Origin of the sequence: Kribbella amoyensis, assembly GCF_007828865.1 — a bacterium.
GTDB lineage: Bacteria > Actinomycetota > Actinomycetes > Propionibacteriales > Kribbellaceae > Kribbella > Kribbella amoyensis.
The window spans coordinates 1872209-1892534 of sequence record NZ_VIVK01000001.1; the positions used below are offsets into that span (position 1 = coordinate 1872209).

Sequence of the window (20326 nt, forward strand, 5' to 3'; positions counted from 1 at the left end):
AGCTCAGAGCAGCGTCTCGGCCTCGGTCAGCACGCTGCGGAGGATCTGCTCCATCTCGTCGAAGTGCTCCTGGTCGCAGATCAGCGGCGGCGAGAGCTGGATCACGGGGTCGCCGCGGTCGTCGGCGCGGCAGTACAGGCCGGCCTCGAAGAGCGCCTTGGACAGGAAGCCGCGGAGCAGCCGCTCGGACTCCTCGTCGTCGAACGTCTCCTTGGTCGCCTTGTCCTTCACCAGTTCGATCCCGTAGAAGTACCCGGCGCCGCGGACGTCCCCGACCAAGGGCAGATCGAGCAGCTTCTCGAGCGTCGCCCGGAAAGACCCCTCCCGGCTCCGGACGTGCTCGGTGATGCTTTCGCGCTCGAAAATGTCCAGATTGGTCAGGGCGACCGCGGCGGACACGGGGTGGCCACCGAACGTGTAGCCATGGGCGAACGACGTGCTGCCGTGCAGGTACGGCTCCATCAACCGCTCGGACGCGATCATCGCGCCGAGCGGGGCATAGCCGGAGGTGAGACCTTTGGCGCAGGTGATGATGTCGGGCTGGTAGCCGTACCGCTGCGCGCCGAACAGGTGACCGAGCCGGCCGAACGCGCAGATCACCTCGTCGCTGACCAGCAGCACGTCGTAGGTGTCGCAGATCTCGCGGACCCGGTCGAAGTACCCGGGCGGCGGCGGGAAGCAGCCGCCCGCGTTCTGCACCGGCTCGAGGAAGACGGCGGCGACGGTGTCGGCGCCCTCGTTCTCGATCGCGACCGCGATCTGGTCGGCGGCCCAGCGGCCGAACGCGGCCAGGTCGTCACCGTGCTCGGGTGCGCGATAGAAGTTCGTGTTCGGGACCCGGAACGTACTCGGCACCAGCGGTTCGAACGGCGCCTTGAGCTCCGGCAGCCCGGTGATCGACAGCGCGCCCTGGGTGGTCCCGTGGTACGCGATCGCGCGGCTGATCACCTTGTGCTTACCGGGCTTCCCGGTCAGCTTGAAGTACTGCTTGGCCAGCTTCCAGGCGGACTCGACCGCCTCGCCGCCGCCGCTGGTGAAGAAGACCCGGTTCAGGTCGCCCGGTGCGTACCCGGCGACCCGCTCGGCCAGCTCGATCGATTTCGGGTGCGCGTACGACCAGAGCGGGAAGAACGCCAGCTCCGCGGCCTGTTTGGCGGCCGCCTCGGCGAGCTCGGTGCGACCGTGGCCGAGCTGGCTGACGAACAACCCGGCCAGCCCGTCCAGGTACCGGCGGCCCTTGGCGTCGTAGATGTAGGCGCCGTCGCCGCGCACGATCACCGGGACGTCGGCGGTGGCGTAGCTCGACATCCGGGTGAAGTGCATCCACAGGTGGTCGCGGGCCGACGCCTGCAGCCGGTCGTACCCGGCGGCGTCGAAAGTTTCGGACGGCATGATCGATTCCTCGTCTCCAGCAGGCCGATGGTCGCCATCCTGCCCGCCGCAACGGCAGCTGGCAAGGGATTTCGTGCTCCCCTGGCCGAATCGGGGAGTGAATCGGTCGTCAAAGTGGGCGAGACCCTATCGATTCCGTCGTCACACCGACTAAGCTCCGGAGCAACCGAGCGGACAAGGGACCTGCCATGGCCGACCAGCAGACGATGACGAACCTTGTGGACGGCAAGCCCACCGGCGCGCTCAGCGGCGCGACGTACGCCGTGATCGACCCTTCGACCGGCGAGGCCTACGCCCAGGCGCCGATGTCGGGCCCGGAGGACGTGGACCAGGCGATGACCGCGGCGGCGCGGGCGTTCGAGTCCTGGCGGGACAGCACCCCGAGCGACCGGCAGCGGATGCTCCTGAAGATCGCGGACGCGCTGGAGCAACGGGCCGACGAGTTCACCCGGGTGGAGAGCCGGAACACCGGCAAGCCGCTCGCGCTGACCGCCTCCGAGGAGATCCCGCCGTCGGTCGACCAGCTCCGGTTCTTCGCCGGGGCCGCGCGGCTGCTGGAGGGCCGGTCGGCCGGCGAGTACCTGGCCGGGCACACCTCGTACGTCCGGCGGGAGCCGATCGGCGTGGTCGGTCAGGTGACGCCGTGGAACTACCCGCTGATGATGGCGGTCTGGAAGATCGCGCCCGCCCTCGCCGCCGGGAACACGGTGGTGCTGAAGCCCAGCGACACCACGCCGGCCTCGACGGTCCTGCTGGCCGAGCTGGCCGCGGAGTTCCTGCCGCCAGGCGTCCTGAACGTGGTGTGCGGCGATCGGGACACCGGCCGGGCCCTCGTCGAGCACCCGGTCCCGCAGCTGGTCGCGATCACCGGTTCGGTCCGGGCCGGCCGCGAGGTGGCCGGGTCCGCGGCCCGCGACCTCAAACGCACCCACCTCGAGCTCGGCGGGAAGGCGCCGGTCGTGGTGTTCGACGACGCGGACCTCGAGAACGCGGCCGAGGCGATCGCCGGCGCCGGGTACTTCAACGCGGGCCAGGACTGCACCGCGGCGACCCGGGTCCTGGCCGGGCCGCGGATCCACGACGACTTCGTCGCGGCGCTCACCGAGCAGGCGCGGTCGACGACGACCGGTCGGCCCGAGGACGACGTGGCGTACGGCGCGCTCAACAACGCGGACCAGCTGAGCCGGGTCCGCGGGTTCGTCGACCGGCTGCCCGACCACGCCACCCTGCAGACCGGCGGATCAGCGGTCGGCGACCGTGGGTACTTCTACGCGCCGACCGTCGTGTCCGGGCTGCGGCAGACCGACGAGGCGATCCAGGACGAGATCTTCGGCCCGGTGATCACCGTGCAGCGCTTCACCGACGAGGACGAGGCGCTGCGGTGGGCGAACGGGGTCGAGTACGGCCTGGCCTCCTCGGTGTTCACCCGGGACCACGGCCGCGCCCTCCGGATGGCCCGGCGGCTCGACTTCGGCTGCGTCTGGATCAACACCCACATCCCGATCGTGGCCGAGATGCCGCACGGCGGCTTCAAGCACTCCGGCCACGGCAAGGATCTGTCCGTCTACGGGCTCGAGGACTACACCCGGCTCAAGCACGTGATGGCGAACTTCGAGGTCTAGGGCTTCGAGGTACTAGAGGGCCAGCTCCGGCTGGAGCGACTTGGCAACCCAGACGCGTTGCTTGCGGGCCGCCAGGGTGGAGGCGAGCAGGGCGACGACCAGCCAGGCCGCGAGGACGAGCAGGTCGCGGCCGAGCGAGAGCCCGGGTCCGCCGTACATCAGGTGCCGGACGCCGTCGATCGCGTAGCTCATCGGCAGCACGTGGTGGAAGAAGTACAACGGGGCCGGGATCGTCTGCCACGGGAAGGTCCCGCCCGCGCTGACCAGCTGGATCACCATCAGCACCAGGCCGAGGAACTTACCGATCGCGCCGAACCACGCGGACAGCGCGTGCAGGATCGCGACGAACGTGAGCGACGTGAAGATCAGGAAGCCGACCGTGAACCACGGGTGCGCGACCTCGATCCCGAGTCCGAGGGCAACCGCGGTGAACACCAGCGTCGCCTGGATCGCGCCGAACACCGCCGGCGGGAGCCAGCCACCCAGGGCGACGCGCAACGGCGACTGCAGCGCCGCGAGGCCCCGCGGGGACAACGGCCGGACCAGCAGGAACAGGACGTACGCCCCGATCCAGCAGGACAGGCTGAGGAAGAACGGTGCCAGCCCAGCGCCGTAGCTGTCGGCCGTCGCCTGCGACGTGTTCTGCAGGCCGACCGGCGCACCGAGGGTCTCCGCGACCGCCTTGCGGGACTCGGGGGACGGATCCGGGATCTGCTTGGCGCCGTTCGTCAGCGCGGTGTTGAGCTCGGTCGCACCGGTCTTCAGCTTGCCGACGCCGGTGGCCAGACTGTTCACCCCGGTGACCAGCTGACCCTGACCGGTGACGGCCTGCTTCTCGCCCGCGGCCAACTGCGCGGCCCCGGTCTGCAGGGTGCCGATGCCGGTCTTCAGCTGCGTGGCCCCGGTGTTCAGCTTGGTCGCCCCGGCGGCGGCGCTGTTGATCCCGGAGGTCAACGCGGGCGTCGCGTTCGCCAACGTGGCCGCGCCGTTCGAGACCTGGCGCGCTCCGGTGGCGAGCTGGTTGAGCTGCTTCGAGGCCGTCTGGATCTTGGTGTTCGCGGTGACCACGGGCGCGCGCAGCTTGGCGGTCTCGGCGAGCACCTGGTTGATCTGCGCCTGGGTGAACCCGCGCTGCCGCAGCCGTTCGGCCAGCCCGGCGTCGAGTGTGGTCAGGTCGGTCAGCAACGTACTGGACGCGGTCGCCACCTGGCGGCCGACACCGGCGACCCGCTCGTTGCCGTCAGCAACCTTGTCGGCGCCGTCGGCGAGCGACCTGGTCTGCGCGGGCAGGCCGGCGGTCTTCGTCTTCAGCGTCCCCAGCCCGGTGTTCAGCTGGCCGGCGCCGGTGGCGAGCTGGTTCGCGCCCTTGCCGGCTTCGGTGAGCCCGGTGGACAGCTTGGTGGCGCCGCTCGACAGTTGCTTCTGCGCGGTGTTCAGCTGGTTCGCACCGGTCTGCACCTGGCCCACTCCGGTCGCGGCCGAGGTCAGTCCGCTCTGCAGCTGCCCGGCCCCGGTCGCCGCCTTGCTGACCTGGCCGTGGATCGTGCTGAACCCGGCCAGCAGCTTGCTCGCCGCGGTCTCGCTGACCTGCGCGGCCACCGACTTGGTGACCTGGGCGACGACCTGGTTCGCGATCGTGTGCGCGAGATAGTTGTTCGCGTCGTTCGTGGTCAGCTCCAGCGTCGCCTGCCGGGGGTCGAACTCGGCGCTCGACGCGAGGTCCGCGGAGAACGTCCTCGGCAGGATCAGCGCGAACTCGTACCGTCCGTCGGAGACGCCCGCGTCGGCCTCGGTCCGGTCCACCCGGTGCCAGTCGAAGCTCTTCGACGCGACCAGCTCGTCGGCGACCTGCGGACCCACGGACAGCTTCTCGCCGGTCGACAGCGTCGTGCCCTGGTCCTCGACCACGACCGCCGTCGGGACCTGGCCGAGCCGCCCGTACGGATCGTGGTTCGCGTACAGGTAGAGCCCGCCGTACAACATCGGGACGCAGAGCAGCGCGACCACCGCGAGTCGCGGCAGGCGGCCCGCGGTCAGCCGGCGCAGTTCGCTCAGCGCCATCCGGATGGCGGTCATGCTTCGTCCTCGGTCTCGGTCGCTTCTTGGGGTTCAGGGTCAGCGGGGTCGCTGGGCCCGGGCGGATCGACAAGCTCGGGCTCGGGTGGATCGATGCGCTCGGGGTCGGGCTGTTCGATCGCGCCGAGCCGGGCGGCGGGGACGCCGAGCAACCGGGCCGACGCCTCGGCGCAGGTGATGATCACGCCGAAGCCCCGCCCGGCCAGGTCGCGGCCGAGCTCGTACCAGGTGTGCGGATCGCCACCGAAGCGGTCCGGCATCGTCAGGATCAGCACGCCCACGTCGGGCCGGGTCGCGGTCAGCTCGGTGAGCAGCCTGGTCCGGACATCCACGGGCAGGTGCTCGAACCGCTTGTCCGCGTGCTCGGCGGCATCGTTCTCCTCGAGCCACGCGAGTACCGCCTTGCCACCGGCCTTCCGGCCCGCGATCGCGAGCTCCTCGCCCACCACCGACTTCACCGGCAGCGCGTCGTCGGGCTCGGTGATCCCCGGCGCGTCGACCACGGCCACCCGCCGGCGCAGTACGGCGTCGTCGGTGGTGCCGTCGAGCCGGACCTCGCCACCGTCCGGGACCAGCCGGCCGGACAGCGCGAGCGCGGCCGCGACGTGACCAGGGCCCGGGTACCCGGCGAGCAGGAGGAGCTCGTGGGCGTGCAGCGTCACCGACGTCGGGGTCAGCAGCGGTGCGTGCGGACCGTTGACGCTGATCGCGTACGCCCTGAGCTGCTGGATCGGTGCCGGCATGGTCGAACCCCGTTTCAATACGGTTGTGTATCCAATACAGAACTGTATCCTATCGGTATGGACACGCCCAAGCGACGCCGCTCCGCCACGCGGGCCCGGTTGCTGGAGGGCGCGCTCGAGGTGTTCGCCGAGCGCGGTTTCCACGGTGCCTCGGTGGAGGACATCTGTGACCGTGCCGGGTTCACCCGCGGCGCGTTCTACTCGAACTTCAGTTCCAAGGACGAGTTGGCGCTGGCGCTCTTCCAGGCAACCACCGACCGGCTGCTGGAGCAGATCGGCGCGCTGCTGCCCGACCTTGCGAACCAGCCCGGCACCCTGCTCGACGCCGTCCTGGGACTGCTCGACGACGCGGCTCCGGATCAGCGGCAGTGGCACCTGATCTCGACCGAGTTCACGCTGCACGCGCTGCGCGACCCGGACGCGGCCGAGGCGCTGGTCCGGCAACGGCGGCTGTTCCGTGAGCGGCTGACCGAGTTGGTGGAGGAGATCACCAAGACCAGCGGGCTGCGGTTGAGCGTGCCGGCGGAGCAGTTCGTCCGGCTGGTGATCGCGGTGCACGAGGGCGCCCGGTCGCAGAGCCTGCTGGAGCCGGCCGAGGTCCCGGCGGGATCACTCGAGCACACCTTCCTGCCGATGGTGCTGGCGTCGGTCAGCCGATCCTGACGTCGACGCTGTGCAGGCCGGTCGACCCGTTCGGGGCCGGCGGTGCCTGCGCCTCGACCTGAGGGTTGCCCTCGGCATCGAACGCGCGGACCTGCAGGACGTGGTTCCCGCGCGGCGCGTCCCAGGTCCAGTGCCACTGCCGCCAGGTGTCGATCGAGGCGTCCGCCTGCAACGTCGCCTGCTGCCACGGTCCGCCGTCCACCCGGACCTCGACCTTGGACACCCCGACGTGCTGGTCCCACGCGACCCCGGCGACGGTGACCTGACCAGGGGAGACCTTGGACCGCGGGACGTCGATCCGCGACGACAGCTTGATCGGTCCCTGGGCGGACCAGCCCCGTGGCGTCCAGTACGCCTCGAACCGGTCGAACCGGGTGACCTCGATGTCGGTCAGCCACTTGGTCGCCGACACGTACCCGTACAGCCCGGGGACGACGATGCGGACCGGGAACCCGTGTTCGAGCGGGAGCGGCCGGCCGTTCATCGCGAAGGCGAGCATCGCCTGCCGATCGTCGAGCAGCGTGCTCAGCGGCGTCCCGGCGGTGAACCCGTCCTTCGAGGTGGACTTGATCGCGTCCGCGTCGGCGGCCGGTCCGGCCTCGCGGAGGAGATCCTTCAGCAGGACGCCGGACCAGAGCGCGTTGCCGACCAGGTCGCCGCCGACCTCGTTGCTCACACAGGTCAGCGTGACCCACTTGTGCAGGACGTTGCGGCGGAGCAGATCGTCGAAGCTCAGCTCGAGTTCGCGCTGGACCAGGCCGTGGATCCGCAGCCGCCAGTCGCTCGGCAGGATCAGTGGGACGGACAGCGCGGTGTCGATCCGGTAGAAGTCGTCGTTCGGCGTCACCCACGGCGTCGCCCCAGGAGCCTGTACTCCGGCCGGCGGGGCCAGGCTCGGCGGTACCGGCAGGGTGAGTCGCTCCCGCGCATCGGCGACCGCGGTCCGGCGACCGCCGACAACCTTGCCCAAGGCACCCAAGGCGACAGTGCCGAGCGCGACCCCGGCGGAGAGTTGGAGGAAGCCGCGTCGGCTGACGCCGTCGTCGGGATCGGTCCGGAGATCGGCGAGCCGGTTGGCGAACACCCTGAGCAGCAGCAACGCGGTGATCCCCGCGACCAGGGACGGCACGAAGCCGGTCTGGCCCGCGTCCGGCCGGGTCGAGGCGGCGAGAACGGCGAGCCCGGCGAGTACGACGACGATCGCGGCACCGGCGACGTACCGGCGGACGGCCAGGATTCCGCCGACGGCGGCGAGCGCGAGGAGTACGAGCAGGATGCCGGTCCGCAAAGCGGTCTTGTCGTGCGTCCCGAACAGGGAGATGGCCAGATCCTTCAGCCACGGCGGCACCCGGTCGATGAAGGCCGAGCCGATGGCGACGACGGGGGTCTGGCGGGAGCCGAGCACGGCGGCCGCGACACTGCCGGCGGCCAGGCCGGCCAAGGCGGCGAGGATGCCGCCGAGGGCGGCACGGACCCAGAGGCCGCGGTGCGACCGGCGGCCGCCGTCCGGTTCAGTTGGCGGACGAACGGCCTGGGACTGGGTCACGTCCCAACAATCCCGCGCTGTGGCGCCCGGCACCAGCCGGGCGCCACATCCGTTAGACGCGGGTAATACGGGTCGTGCGAGCGAATCCGGCTCCGGGCCGACGGGAAGTGGTCGGCCGGGGTCCGGATCCGTTCGGAGCGAATGCTTGGTCAGGCGACAGCGTCACAGCCGGTCGGCCGCGGGAACGATCCGATCCGCGGTCGGCGCGACCCGCTCGGTGCCCGGGGTGATCCGGTCGGTGCTCACCGGGCCGGGGGTCACCCGGTCGGTGCTCGGTGCGATCCGCTCGGTGGGTGCGTTGAGCGGACTGAGGCCCGGCCGGCCGTTCGGCCAGCGGCGGGCGTTGTCACGGACTCGGCGGAGTTTGCCGAGCACCTGGTCCCGGTCGTCGGCCAGCTGGGACATCCACAGGCTGTCGATCTCCAGGAGGTGGTCGGGCAGCGCTTCCCGCAGGCGGCGCTTCCCTTCCTCCGTGAGGACCGCGAACGAACCACGGGCGTCGTCGGGACAGGGCTCCCGACGGACCAGTCCGAGGTTCTCGGCGCGATCGACGAGCCGGGTGATGCCACCGGTGGTGACGGTCAGTTCCCGGGCGAGGGACGTAAGACGCTGCTTCTCCCCGTGACTGCGGGCAAGCCGCAGCAACAGTTCGAACATTGCCATCTGCAGACCGCTGCGCTTCAGGGAGTGGCGCATCACTTGATCGAGTTCGGCCGCTGCTTCACGCAGCAGGCCGTACGCGGTGATCACGTCGCTGTCCCAGGGTTCGGCGACGTGGGTCGGGTCTGCATCGGCGAGCGCTAGGGGCGAGCTAAGCGTAGGCGCGATGGTCATGCGCGGACTCTATTAGCTGACTAGGTCACTTCGCTACACGGGGTGACCCTTCGGCTACAGGTCGAGACATGATCGAAGGAATTCCGAGCGTGACATCCGGCCGCTGAGCGGGTCGCGCACCAGGCCCAGCCAGGGCCTGTGGATAACTTCCGCGGCGGTCGGGCGATCTTTGCCAGCCTAGTGACGTCCGCAGTTCGGCGAGTGACCGGGGGTCCGGGGAATGACCGAGAAGAAGGAAGAGAACGCAGCTTTCGGCCGGGGCTTCGTCGCGGCCGCCATCGTGGTCGGCGCCGTCCTGCTCTGCGGCGTCCTGCTCCTGATCACCGGCCTCACCTCGTCCGGCACCGCGGACGCGGCAGGCACCGCGAGCTCGGCGGGCCGTGGTCCGGGTTCCGGGTCGGGCGAGGCGGGATCGGGTGACGCCGACCCTGGTGACACCGACTCGCCGGGCGATCCCGGTGGTCCGGCGACTCCTGACGGGGATGCCGGCGACGGCGGGGATGGCGCTGCGCGGGTGTCGACGAGTGGGTGTGGGCTCGCCGACGGGGATCAGCGGGTACCGACGGAGGCGCCTGCGGTGGAGACGTGGGAGGTGAGCCGGCGGGTCGTGGTGCCGCGGTCCCGGGTGGCCGGGCCGGTGAAGGTGGATGCCGACGGGTTCCGCCGGTGCTTCGCGCACTCGCCGACGGGGGCGCTGTACGCGGCGTACAACGCGATCGCGGCGATGGGCGACCAGCGGAAGACGGTCGCGACGGCCGGCAAGCTGATGCTGCCGGGGCCGAACACGGACGCTCTGCTGACGGAACTCCGCGGCGAGACCCCGAGCGAGTACAGCGCGCCGACGCAGATCGCGGCGTACCGGGTGGTGGACGCGAGCCGGGACCGGTTCACGGTGACGCTGGCGCTGCCGGTCCAGTCCGAGTTCGTGAGTGCGACGTTGACGCTGGTCTGGCATGCGGGCGACTGGCGGCTGGTCCCACCCGTGCCCGGCGAGCCGGTCGGTGCGCCGTTCGCGCAGCACCGGGACCTGGACGGTTTCGTGGCCTGGAGTGGTGTCTGATGTGCAACAAGTTCGACGTCGCCTGCTCCATCAAAGAGGGCTTCCAGTCGATGGTGACCGGGCAGTTCGACGCGATCGCCGCCAAGATCGGTGAGACCGCGACCGCCGGGCTGAACTCGATCGCCACCTTCTGGATCAAGGCCGACAGCCCGCCCCTGGCGTACTCGGACGCGAACTGGACCCCCACGGAGCCGGTCGCCTACCTGCACGAGAAGGCGTTGCTGCTGACCGTCCCGATCTTCACGATCGCGATGCTGGTGGCCGGCATGCGCACCGCCTGGGAGCAGCGGGCCGAGCCGATCCAGCAGTTGCTCAAGTCGATCCTCACCTTCGTCGTGGTGGCCGGGATGGGGACGGCGACCCTGCACGTCCTGGTCGCCGCGTCCGACGAGTTCGCCCTGGACGTGGTCAACCACGCGACGACCGAGGACCAGCAGTTCAACCAGGCCCTCGGCGAACTCGTGATCCAGGGCGGCCTGCAGGGCGCGATGATGCAGGGGCTCCCCTGGCTGGCCGGGATGTTCTTCGCGGTCGCGGTCTTCATGGCGTCGCTGGTCCAGGTCGTGCTGCTGCTGATCCGCTCGGCCATGCTGGTCGTTCTCGCCGGCACCTTCCCGCTCGCCGCGGTCGCCACCAACACCGAGCTCGGCCGTACCTGGTTCAAGAAGTACTGCACCTGGGCGCTGGCCTTCATCGCGTACAAGCCGGCCGCCGCGCTCGTGTACGCGGCCGCGATCCGGCTGAACGAGGGCGGCTACCTGAACAAGTCCGGCGACGGGCTGGTCCAGGCGCTCACCGGTCTGATGATGATCCTGCTCGCCGTGTTCGCGATGCCGGCCCTGCTCCGCTTCACGGCCCCGATCACCGCGGCCGTCGCGGGCGGTAGCGCCGGCTCCGGCGGAAGCCTGGCCGACCCCGGCAGCCTGGCCAGCGGCGCGATCAACGTGGGTCGCTCCGCCGTCGGCCGAGGCGGCGGTGGTGGTGGCGGCGGCGGTGGTGGTGGCGGGTCGAGTGCGACCGGGGCGCTCGGGGTGGGGGCCGGGGCGGTCCTCGGCGCGGCCGGAGCCGGCATCGGTGGTGCGAAGAAGGCGGGCAACGCCTTGGCCGGCGCGGCTTCGCACTCGGCCGGGGAGGCAGGCGGCGGAGGCGGTGGCGGTGGTGGCGGCTCGGCCTCTCGCCCGGCCTGGGGCGGTCGGCGTTCCCAGTCCTCGGCCAGGAATCAGGCCCCGGTCCCGGCGCACCCCGGTCCGAGCGGGAGCAACTGACCTCGGTCCGCACCAGGCCCCGGGTACGGGTGAACCTGCCCGGGGCGGAGGATGGGGGCCATGGGGCTGGAGCGGATCGCACTGATTTCTGACGTCCACGGGAACCTGACCGCTCTGGAGGCGGTGCTGGCCGACATCGGGCAGCGGGGCATCACCCGGATCTTCAATCTCGGCGACTACGTCGGGAAGGGGCCGCGCGGCCAGGCGGTGGTCGACCGGTGCCGGGACGTCTGCGAGGTGAACATCCTCGGGAACTGGGACGACTTCCTGCCCGACCCGGAGCGCGAGTACGACAGCGAGGGCCTGCGCTGGTGGCAGGCCGAAATCCGCGAGGAGCAGGGGAAGTGGTTGCGCGATCTCCCGTTCTGCCACGACTTCGTCCTCAGCGGTCGGCGGATCCGGCTCTTCCACGCCTCCGCGACGACGGTCCATCGGCGGGTCCGGTTCGACCACGACGAGGCGGAGTTCCTCGGCATGTTCGCGAACACCCCGGCGACCGGCGACGGCCCGATCCCGGACGTCGTCGGGTACGGCGACACCCACGACGCGTTCTACGAGGTCGACCTCGAACGGCGGACCCTCTTCAACACCGGCAGCGTCGGCAACAGCATGGGCGATCCCACTCCCGTGTACACGATCCTCGAAGGCGTCCCGGACTCCCTGGACCCGGCCCCGTTCTCGATCCAGTTCGTCCGCGTCCCGTACGACGTGGAGGCCGAGCTCGAGGTGGCCCGCGAGCTCGGCATGCCCGAGTACGCCGGGTACGAGCTCGAACTGCGCGACGGCATCTACCGCGGCAACCTGGCCCCCGGTGAGTCTCCGTCGTACCACCGCCGCAGCCCGACCCCCGCGAGCACCTGAGCAACGAGACGGTGCCGGACGCGGCGCCCGGCGATCGGGCGCCGAACTCTGTGGGTCAGAAGGTGAGGAGGGCCTCCGAGCCGATCGGTCGGTAGCCGGCGGCGAGGAAGGTGCGCAGGGAGGCGGCGTTACCCGGGGTGACCTGGGCCCAGATGTGCGCATCCGTGGGAATCAGCGCCCGGGCCGCGCGGGCCAGCCGCCGCCCGGCGCCACGGCCGCGCGCCTCGTCCGGTACTTCGAGTGCGCACTCCAGCCGACCCGCGAGACCGACACCGGTCAGGACGAGCCCGCCCGACGACCCGTCGCCGTACACCCGGACCTGTTCGCGATACTGCCAGGCTCGGCGCACGCGGGGGTGGTCGTCGTGGTCAGTGAGCTCGACCAGACACGCGACGGCGGCGGAGCGTTCGGCCGGGTCGGTGAGGGCCGGGGCGAGGAGCATGGCGTCGATCGCGTTCACCTGGCGACCCGTACGTTCTTCGAGCGCGCGCAGGAACGGCGGGTTGAGCGGCGCGGACAGGTCGCCCGGCGGCAACTGCTGCGTCACCCACGCGGGATCCACGTCGGCGGCGACGACGATGTGACCGGTCAGCCCGATCACGCAGCTGTCCCGCTCGGACGGTGCCGGGACGACCTCGACGGCCAGATCCGGGGCCGGGAAGACGCCGTGCTCGATGCCGCGCAGAATGTCAGCCAGAGTTGTCATCACGGGCCATTGTGGAGGAGACCCCTCACCGGCCCGAGCCGAGGGAGGCAGAGTGCGCAAGCCGCAACGGGTACCCGCCGAAGGGCTGCCGGACCGCGTCACGATCTACGAGGTCGGACCGCGCGACGGGTTGCAGAACGAGGCCGCGATCGTCGACGTCGCGGTGAAGGCCGAGTTCGTCCACCGGCTCGCCGAGGCCGGGCTGACCACGATCGAGACGACCAGCTTCGTCCATCCGAAGTGGGTCCCGCAGCTCGCCGACGCCGCCGAACTACTCACCGCGCTGGACCTGCCGAGTACCGTCCGGGCGCCCGTCCTGGTCCCGAACGAACGCGGCCTCGACCGCGCCCTCGAGGCCGGCGTCCGGGAGATCGCGATCTTCGCCAGCGCGACCGAGACGTTCGCCAAGAAGAATCTCAACTCCACCCTCGACGACCAGTTCACGATGTTCGCGCCGACGATCCGCCGCGCCCTGGACGCCGGGCTGGCGGTCCGCGGGTACGTGTCGATGTGTTACGGCGATCCCTGGGAAGGTGACGTCGACCTCGACCAGGTGGTCCGCGTCGGCGCCCGGCTGGCCGAGCTCGGCTGCCACGAACTCTCCCTCGGCGACACCATCGGCGTCGCCACCCCGGGCCAGGTGATCGACCTGATCGGCGCCCTCGGCCAAGCCGGCGTCGGCACCGAGGTCCTCGCGGTGCACTTCCACGACACCTACGGCCAGGCGCTCGCGAACACGCTGACCGCGCTGCGCGAAGGGGTCACCACGGTCGACAGCTCCGCGGGTGGCCTCGGCGGGTGCCCGTACGCCGAATCCGCCACCGGCAACCTGGCCACCGAGGACCTGGTCTGGCAGCTCGACGGCCTCGGCATCGAGACCGGCGTCGACCTGGCCAAGCTCGTCGCCACCAGCGTCTGGATGGCCGAGCAGCTCGGCAAACCCTCCGCCAGCCGCGTCGTCCAAGCCCTGGCCGGCTGACTCAAAGGCCGGGCGGACCGCTAAGGCTCGATCGGGCGGCGGATCCGGCGGACCAGGCTCTCCTCGGCGTACTCGCCGACGCGGTACGTCGACCAGCTGTCCACGCCGGCGCCGACCGCGCCGCCGAGGAACGGCAGCCGCCGGGTCACCGTGAGGGCCATCCGCTTGCCGCCGATCCGGGCCATCAGCTCGGTCACCACCTCGGCCGCCACCAGCCGGTCCAGCTCAGGATCGAAGACCGGCGCGGTCGCGATCGCCAGCGGCGACGTCGGCAGGCTCGACTTCTTCAGCCGGTCCTGCACGCCGTCCTCGCCGAGCAGACAGGTGATCACCGCGGTCCGCACCCGCGGGTCGCCCAGGTCGTACCCGCGCAGGTGGGCGATCGCCGCGACCATCCGCGCCTGCACGATGGCCAGTCCGGTGAGGTTCGCCGGGAGGGCCACCGGCAGCGTGACGAGGCCGCCGATCCCGGTGAGGAAACCCTGCAGGCCGGCCAGCCGGATGTGCTGGTCGGTCACGCCGTCGATCGCGAGCTGCGGGTCGCCGCCCGCCTTCTCCAGGCACCGCTCGGCCACCCGCTCGGCGCCGGGGAACCGCTGGTACCCGTCGATCGCGACCTCGAGCACCTGCCGCAGGACTCCGGCGGCGGCGGTCGGGGCGAACCGCTGGGCGGCGGGCGCCAGACTGCTGGCGACGATTCTGGTCAGTCCGGCCACGGTGCTCCTCACGGCTTCGGGGGTGCGGCGCCCTGAACCGCCGGGCGCACCCACCTCAAGACTACGTGGCCCCCCGGACGGCGCCACTCGGGAGAAACCCCGGCCTGTCCCCGGCCCACGCGGACGGTAGGCGAGGATGGTGGGGTGCCTGTCGAACCACCCGCCTCCGTGTGGGACTTCCCGCCGGTCGCGGTCGCCGGAGCCAGCGACGTGGTCGCCGCCGGCGCCGATCTCGAACCAGGCACCGTGCTCGCGGCGTACCGGCGGGGGTTGTTCCCGATGCCCGACAGTCACGGCCCGTTGCTGTGGTGGTCACCGGTGGATCGCGGGGTCATCGACGTGGCCGGGTTCGCGCCGTCACGGTCGCTCCGGCGGGCCCGGAACCGCTTCGAGATCCGGGTCAACACCGCGTTCGACCAGGTGATCCGCGCCTGCGCCGATCCGCGCCGGCCGGGTTCGTGGATCGACGGCGACATCATCGCGGCGTACACCCGGCTGCACCGGATGGGCTGGGTGCACTCGGTGGAGGCGTGGGACGGCGACGAGCTGGCCGGTGGCCTGTACGGGGTGGCGATCGGCGGGCTGTTCGCGGGCGAGTCGATGTTCCATCACCGGACCGACGGGTCGAAGGCGGCCGTCGCCGGGCTGGTCGAGCTGCTCGACGACAAGTACGCGGCCGACCGGGTGTTCGACATCCAGTGGGTCACCGACCACCTGGCCACCCTCGGCGCGGTCGCGATCCCGCGGGACGTGTACGTCCGCCGGGTCGATCGCGCTCTCGAGCTCCCGCTCCCGGACGCGTTCAGCTGAGTCCGAGGGACCGGGCCTGCTGGCCGATCGCGGTCTCGAAGAACGCGTCCGCCGGATCGAAACTCCCGACCAGCTGGCCGAACAACTCGAAGCTGATCAACCCGAACAGCTGCGTCCACGCGATCCCCGTCCGCAGCAGCACCTTCCCCGGGACACCCGGCGCCAACTCGGCCAGTACGGCGACCTGCTCGACCAGGACGCCGTCCGGCTCCACGGCATCGTCCGGGACCCGCAGTAAGCCGGACTCCTGGGCACGTTCGAGGATCCCCAGCAGGGCGACCGGTACCCGGGACGCCGGTTGCACCGTGCTCTGCGGAGCCCTGTACCCCGCGACGGGTGAGCCGTAGATGAGCGCGTACTCGTGTGGGTTCGCCTTCGCCCAGCCGCGAACCGCGCGGCACACCGCGAGCCAGGCGGTCAGCGGTTCGTCCTCGGTCGCGGCAGCCTTCTCCGCGGCCTCGCCGAGCGCGTCGTACGCGTCGATGATGAGCGCGGTCAGCAGCTCGTCGCGGCTGGGGAAGTACCGGTAGAGCGCGGACGAGACCATGCCGAGCTCGCGGGAGACCGCGCGGAGCGAGAGCCGCTCGGCGCCGTCGGTGGCGAGCTGGCGGCGGGCGGTGTCCTTGATCTCCCGGGTGAGTTCGGCCCGGGCCCTGTCACGTGCGGTGCGGCCGGCGTTCATGGACCGCAGTCTGCCATGAGCGCCGCACTAAAGCGAGAGCAGTGCTCTTGACATGGTGAGGCGCACCGGTGTTCACTGATCACAACAGAGAGCACCGCTCTCGCCCAGTCGAAGAGGACACCGCCATGCAGCAGCAGTACGACAACAAGCGCCTCGTCACCGCCGGCCACCGCAGCATGCTGGTGTTCAACCGGGTGGTCGCCGCTCTCACCAAGCTCGGGATCAGCCTGATGGGCAGCAGGGTGCTGTCCGTCCGCGGCCGCAAGAGCGGCGACTGGCGCAGTACGCCGGTGAACCTGCTGGTCCTGGACGGCCAGCGGTACCTGGTCTCCCCGCGCGGTCACACCCAGTGGGTCCGCAACGCCCGGGTGAACCCCGAGGTCCGGCTCCAGCTCGGCCGGCGCACCGAGACCGTCCGGCTGGTCGAGCTGGCCGACACGGACAAGCCCGACGTCCTGCGGATGTACCTGAAGAAGTGGGCCTGGGAGGTCGGCGCCTTCTTCAGCGGCGACGTGGACGCCAAGTCCTCCACCGAAACGCTGCGCCAGGTCGCGCCGGGCGTGCCCGCCTTCCGGATCGACGCGGCATGATGGGCCGATGATCAGCCCCGAACAGTTGAACGCCGCCCCCAAGGTCCTCCTGCACGACCACCTGGACGGCGGGCTGCGACCGGCGACGGTGCTGGAGCTGGCCGGCGAGATCGGCCACCGGCTGCCGCGGACCGACGCGGGCGAGCTCGGCGAGTGGTTCGTCGAGTCGGCCGACTCGGGCTCCCTGGAGCGGTACCTGGAGACCTTCGACCACACGGTCGCGGTGATGCAGACCGCGGAAGCGATCACCCGGGTCGCGAGCGAGTGCGTCCAGGACCTGGCCGCGGACGGCGTCGTCTATGCGGAGGTCCGGTACGCGCCCGAGCAGCACCTGACCGGCGGGCTGACGCTGGAGCAGGTGGTCGACGCGGTCCGGGCCGGGTTCGAGCACGGGATGGCGCAGGCGGAGCGGCCGATCGTCGCTCGCCAGCTGCTCACCGCGATGCGGCACAAGGCCCGCTCGATGGAGATCGCCGAGCTCGCCGTCGCGTACCGGGACGCGGGCGTGGTCGGGTTCGACATCGCCGGCGCCGAGGCCGGGTACCCGCCCACCCGGCACCTGGACGCGTTCGAGTACCTGCAGCGGGAGAACGCGCACTTCACCATTCACGCCGGCGAGGCGTTCGGGTTGCCGTCGATCTGGCAGGCGATCCAGTGGTGCGGCGCCGACCGGCTCGGCCACGGGGTCCGGATCATCGACGACATCGGTTACGACCCGGCCACCCCCGACGGGCCGTTCGAGCTAGGCCGGCTGGCGGCGTACGTGCGGGACCGGCGGATCCCGCTGGAGATGTGCCCGAGCAGCAACCTGCAGACCGGGGCCGCCGAGTCGATCGCGCAGCACCCGATCGGCCTGCTCGCCAAGCTCCGGTTCCGGGTCACCGTGAACACCGACAACCGGCTGATGAGCGGGACGTCGATGAGCCGCGAGCTGGCCCTGCTGGCCGAGGCGTTCGACTACGACCTGACCGACTTCCGCTGGTTCGCGATCAACGCGATGAAGTCCGCGTTCCTGCCGTTCGACGAGCGGCTGGCGATCATCGACGACGTGATCAAACCCTGGTACCGGCAGAACATCTGAGCCGCGATGCAACCTCTGCGCCGCCTGGCCACTCTTTCCAGGCATGCAGGCGGAGGTGTCCGGGGACCGCGGCGTGTGGCTGGCGAGGCCGACCCGCCGTGGGTCCGACCTGGCCGCGGAGTTCAGCGAATACGTGGCCCTGCGCTACGACAGCCTGCTCCGGACCTCGTACCTGCTGACGCAGGACCGCGGTCTCGCCGAGGACCTGCTTCAGACCACCCTCGCGCGCTGCTGGCTGTCGTGGCACAAGATCGAGGCCGAGAACCCGCACGCGTACGTGCGCCGGGCCCTGGTGAACAGTCATCGCGCGTGGTGGCGGCTGAAGCGGGCCAAACACGAGGTACCGACCGAGACCGTGCAGCACGCCGCGGCCGACGGCGGCTTCGGAGTCCTGGACGACAACGCCGTTCTGCTGCAAGCTCTCGCCCGGCTGCCGCGGAAGATGTGTGTCGTCGTCGTGCTGCGGTACCTGGAGGACCTGACCGAGGCCGAGACGGCCGCGGCGATGGGCTGCTCCGTCGGCACCGTGAAGAGCCAGACGAGCCGGGCGCTGGCGAAGCTACGCCTAGACCCGGTGCTGATCCACGAGGAGGGGCAGCGATGACCCCCGAGCAACAGCTCCGGGAGCGAATGCGGGAGACGGCCGCCGCGGTCGGGCCGACGGGCGACCCGCTGGCCGCGATAGAACACCGGGCGACCTCCATCCAGCGCCGCCGGGCGACCGCGACGATGTGCGCGCTCCTCCTCGCCGTGACGTCGGCGACCCTGATCCACTCCAACCGAACGGGCAGCCAGGGCAGTTCCAGCGATCGCCCGATGGCGACCAGCGACGTCCGCACCGCCCAGCCGTACGCCACGTCGGACGGGGCGGCGGACGGGGCGGCGGACGACGCCGGTACGCCGTGGGTCGGTGGACTGCCGGACCGCACGGCCAACCAGTACCTCGCGTCCGGGCCGACCACGATCGCGTGGGCCACGGTCGCGGCGAGCCCGACGGCGAAACCCACCGACGTCGGCGTACTGACTCCCGGTGACTCGATCTGGCTCGTCTTCCGGTGCGCGGCGCAGTCGGCGCAGCGGATCACCTTCGTCCTCAGCACCCGCAACGGCGTCGCGCCGGCCGTGCAACGGGACGTGGCCTGCCGGGATTCGACGGCGCTCGCGACGGTGAAGGTCCCGACCGGCTGGCCGGCGACCGCGTCCGACGTGATCGTCGACACCGGAGCGGACGAGGGCAGCGTCGCGATCGGGCACTACACGATGGACACCTGCGTCCGCCGAAGCTGCCTCACCTGAACTGAACGCCGACAGTGTGTGATGCGGCCGTCGATTCAGGCTGTGGTTTGGAAGGTTCGGCGGTAGTCCTGAGGTGGGACTCCTACGACGCGGCGGAAGTGGTGCCGGAGGAGTGCCGCCGTGCCGAAGCCCGACTGGGCCGCGATCTGCTCGATGCCCAGTTTCGTCTGTTCCAGCAGGGTTCTCGCGTGCAGCACCCTTTGCGTCGTGACCCACTTCAGCGGGGTCGTGCCGGTTTCGGCGACGAAGCGGCGGGCGAAGGTTCGGTCGGACATGCGGGCTCGGCGGGCCAGCTCGGGGACGGTGTGTTCGATGGTCAGGTTGTCGACCATGTAGTCGAGGACCGGCTGCAGGCTTTCGCCCGACGACTCCGGTACCGGGACGTCCACGAACTGCCGCTGGCCCCCGTCGCGCTGTGGCGGTACCACCATCCGGCGCGCGATCCGCGTCGCCACCGCGCTGCCCAGCTCGCGGCGCACCAGGTGCAGGCAGGCGTCGATACCGGCCGCCGTGCCCGCGCTCGTGATGATGTTGCCGTCGTCGACGAAGAGGACGTCGGCGTCCAGGTTCGCGTCGGGGAACTGGTCGCGGAAGGTCTTCGCGTACCGCCAGTGGGTCGCGCAGTTGCGTCCGTCGAGCAGGCCGGCCGCGCCGAGGACGAAGGCGCCCGAGCAGACCGTGAGCAGGATCGCGCCACGCTTCTCGGCCCGGCGGAGGGCGTCCAGGATGCGTTCGTCGTACGCGTCCCGCCAGGTCGTCGCCGGGAGGGCGACCAGGTCGGCGTCCTCGAGCTCGTCCAGCCCGTACGGCGCGACCACCTGGGAGTGGCTGCTGGTCTGCAGCGGCTCGCCCGGCCGGGTCGAGCACACCTTGAAGTCGAACAGCGGCACTCCGTCGTCGGTCCGGTCGATGCCGAACACCTCGCACAGGACGCCGAACTCGAAGACGGCGACGTCCTCCATCAGTACTACGGCCACCTTCTGGAGCATTCAGCCAGTATGGCAGTAATTTGTCGAGGTATGTCAATAGTGCCAGTTGTGGCTGGATCTCAACGGTAGAATAGTTACTGCCATGACCGGAATCATTGTCCTCGCAGTTCTCGCGCTGGCCGTGATCGCGGCTCTGGAAACCAGTAACAGGCGTCACTCGACCGGGCCGGCGACAGGCCCGGACGGGTCCTGGGTTGCCGACGACCGTGACTTGGCCAGGACCAAGCTCGACCTGCTCGCCCTCGGCGGTAAGGCCGAACCCTTCACTCACAAGCCCACCGCGACGACCGGCAGCGTCGTCAGCGTCCGCCGGACCCGGCTGATCAGCCACCAGCACGGCCGGCACGCGGCTTGATCACTTCCACCCATCCACCGCACCGGCGGGCGAGTCACTCCGACTCCCCGCCGGTTCTCG

The 20326-nt window shown here is 70.8% G+C and carries 21 protein-coding genes; 12 read left to right on the plus strand and 9 right to left on the minus strand.

The features are described 5' to 3' along the window. Positions 1-3: 3 nt before the first annotated feature. A complete protein-coding gene (locus tag FB561_RS08960) occupies positions 4-1392 on the minus strand; it encodes an aspartate aminotransferase family protein (RefSeq protein ID WP_145804922.1) in 1389 nt (462 codons plus the stop codon). Between the two features lie 188 nt (positions 1393-1580). On the opposite strand from FB561_RS08960, the gene FB561_RS08965 reads away from it, so the two are divergent. Then, the gene (locus tag FB561_RS08965; protein ID WP_145804924.1) at positions 1581-3014 is read left to right on the plus strand and encodes a gamma-aminobutyraldehyde dehydrogenase; all 1434 of its coding nucleotides are present in this window, start codon (positions 1581-1583) and stop codon (positions 3012-3014) included. A gap of 12 nt (positions 3015-3026) precedes the next feature. Here FB561_RS08965 and FB561_RS08970 read toward each other — a convergent pair whose 3' ends face one another. Together FB561_RS08970 and FB561_RS08975 are read right to left on the minus strand one after the other, a co-directional pair. Continuing rightward, positions 3027-5090, minus strand: coding sequence for a YhgE/Pip domain-containing protein (locus FB561_RS08970; protein ID WP_145804926.1), 2064 nt, complete (start codon positions 5088-5090; stop codon positions 3027-3029). After that, positions 5087-5833 (minus strand): hypothetical protein, encoded by a 747-nt coding sequence (locus FB561_RS08975; RefSeq protein ID WP_145804928.1) that lies wholly within the window; start codon positions 5831-5833, stop codon positions 5087-5089. The genes FB561_RS08970 and FB561_RS08975 overlap by 4 nt, the downstream gene beginning before the upstream one ends. A 57-nt stretch (positions 5834-5890) precedes the next feature. On the opposite strand from FB561_RS08975, the gene FB561_RS08980 reads away from it, so the two are divergent. After that, positions 5891-6496 carry a TetR/AcrR family transcriptional regulator gene (locus tag FB561_RS08980; RefSeq protein ID WP_145804931.1) on the plus strand — a complete coding sequence of 202 codons (606 nt, stop codon included), beginning with the start codon at positions 5891-5893 and terminating at the stop codon, positions 6494-6496. On the opposite strand, the gene FB561_RS08985 is transcribed toward FB561_RS08980, so the two are convergent. Beyond that, positions 6483-8042, minus strand: coding sequence for a molybdopterin-dependent oxidoreductase (locus tag FB561_RS08985; protein ID WP_145804933.1), 1560 nt, complete (start codon positions 8040-8042; stop codon positions 6483-6485). The two genes, FB561_RS08980 and FB561_RS08985, sit on opposite strands and share 14 nt — an antisense overlap. A gap of 162 nt (positions 8043-8204) precedes the next feature. Continuing rightward, positions 8205-8876, minus strand: a complete 672-nt coding sequence (locus FB561_RS08990) for a MarR family winged helix-turn-helix transcriptional regulator (protein WP_238334728.1) — start codon at positions 8874-8876, stop codon at positions 8205-8207. Between the two features lie 220 nt (positions 8877-9096). On the opposite strand from FB561_RS08990, the gene FB561_RS08995 reads away from it, so the two are divergent. The 3 genes from FB561_RS08995 to FB561_RS09005 are packed head-to-tail and all read left to right on the plus strand — an operon-like array spanning position 9097 to position 12062. After that, the gene (locus tag FB561_RS08995) at positions 9097-9936 is read left to right on the plus strand and encodes a DUF8175 domain-containg protein (RefSeq protein ID WP_145804935.1); all 840 of its coding nucleotides are present in this window, start codon (positions 9097-9099) and stop codon (positions 9934-9936) included. Then, complete coding sequence (locus FB561_RS09000; protein ID WP_145804937.1) at positions 9936-11201, plus strand: TrbL/VirB6 family protein; 1266 nt, start codon at positions 9936-9938, stop codon at positions 11199-11201. The genes FB561_RS08995 and FB561_RS09000 overlap by 1 nt, the downstream gene beginning before the upstream one ends. A gap of 60 nt (positions 11202-11261) precedes the next feature. Then, positions 11262-12062 carry a metallophosphoesterase family protein gene (locus FB561_RS09005; RefSeq protein ID WP_145804939.1) on the plus strand — a complete coding sequence of 267 codons (801 nt, stop codon included), beginning with the start codon at positions 11262-11264 and terminating at the stop codon, positions 12060-12062. Between the two features lie 55 nt (positions 12063-12117). Here the strand turns inward: FB561_RS09005 and FB561_RS09010 are convergent, their stop codons facing one another. Beyond that, on the minus strand, positions 12118-12768 hold the full coding sequence (locus FB561_RS09010) for a GNAT family N-acetyltransferase (protein WP_145804941.1): 651 nt from the start codon (positions 12766-12768) through the stop codon (positions 12118-12120). Positions 12769-12820: 52 nt separating this feature from the next. Here FB561_RS09010 and FB561_RS09015 point away from each other — a divergent pair, with 52 nt between their 5' ends. Continuing rightward, entirely contained in the window at positions 12821-13747 is a 927-nt protein-coding gene (locus tag FB561_RS09015) for a hydroxymethylglutaryl-CoA lyase (RefSeq protein WP_238334729.1), read from the plus strand. A gap of 20 nt (positions 13748-13767) precedes the next feature. Here FB561_RS09015 and FB561_RS09020 read toward each other — a convergent pair whose 3' ends face one another. Continuing rightward, a complete protein-coding gene (locus FB561_RS09020; RefSeq protein ID WP_145812893.1) occupies positions 13768-14463 on the minus strand; it encodes an EcsC family protein in 696 nt (231 codons plus the stop codon). Between the two features lie 144 nt (positions 14464-14607). Here FB561_RS09020 and aat point away from each other — a divergent pair, with 144 nt between their 5' ends. After that, entirely contained in the window at positions 14608-15273 is a 666-nt protein-coding gene (gene aat, locus FB561_RS09025; protein ID WP_145804945.1) for a leucyl/phenylalanyl-tRNA--protein transferase, read from the plus strand. On the opposite strand, the gene FB561_RS09030 is transcribed toward aat, so the two are convergent. Beyond that, complete coding sequence (locus FB561_RS09030) at positions 15266-15955, minus strand: TetR/AcrR family transcriptional regulator (protein ID WP_145804946.1); 690 nt, start codon at positions 15953-15955, stop codon at positions 15266-15268. The genes aat and FB561_RS09030 overlap by 8 nt on opposite strands. A gap of 125 nt (positions 15956-16080) precedes the next feature. Between FB561_RS09030 and FB561_RS09035 the strand changes: the two genes are divergently transcribed. From FB561_RS09035 to FB561_RS09050, 4 genes are read left to right on the plus strand one after another with little or no spacing between them, the layout of a single operon-like run. Further along, positions 16081-16545: a nitroreductase family deazaflavin-dependent oxidoreductase gene (locus tag FB561_RS09035; protein WP_202880570.1), complete on the plus strand. Its 465-nt coding sequence runs from the start codon at positions 16081-16083 to the stop codon at positions 16543-16545. Positions 16546-16552: 7 nt separating this feature from the next. After that, positions 16553-17626, plus strand: coding sequence for an adenosine deaminase (locus tag FB561_RS09040; RefSeq protein WP_145804948.1), 1074 nt, complete (start codon positions 16553-16555; stop codon positions 17624-17626). 43 nt (positions 17627-17669) lie between these two features. Next, positions 17670-18230, plus strand: a complete 561-nt coding sequence (locus FB561_RS09045) for a SigE family RNA polymerase sigma factor (RefSeq protein ID WP_145804950.1) — start codon at positions 17670-17672, stop codon at positions 18228-18230. Next, on the plus strand, positions 18227-18922 hold the full coding sequence (locus tag FB561_RS09050; RefSeq protein ID WP_145804953.1) for a hypothetical protein: 696 nt from the start codon (positions 18227-18229) through the stop codon (positions 18920-18922). The genes FB561_RS09045 and FB561_RS09050 overlap by 4 nt, the downstream gene beginning before the upstream one ends. A 35-nt stretch (positions 18923-18957) precedes the next feature. On the opposite strand, the gene FB561_RS09055 is transcribed toward FB561_RS09050, so the two are convergent. Next, entirely contained in the window at positions 18958-19911 is a 954-nt protein-coding gene (locus FB561_RS09055; RefSeq protein ID WP_145804955.1) for a helix-turn-helix domain-containing protein, read from the minus strand. Between the two features lie 82 nt (positions 19912-19993). On the opposite strand from FB561_RS09055, the gene FB561_RS09060 reads away from it, so the two are divergent. Further along, positions 19994-20266, plus strand: coding sequence for a hypothetical protein (locus tag FB561_RS09060; RefSeq protein WP_145804957.1), 273 nt, complete (start codon positions 19994-19996; stop codon positions 20264-20266). The last annotated feature ends 60 nt before the right edge of the window (positions 20267-20326 follow it).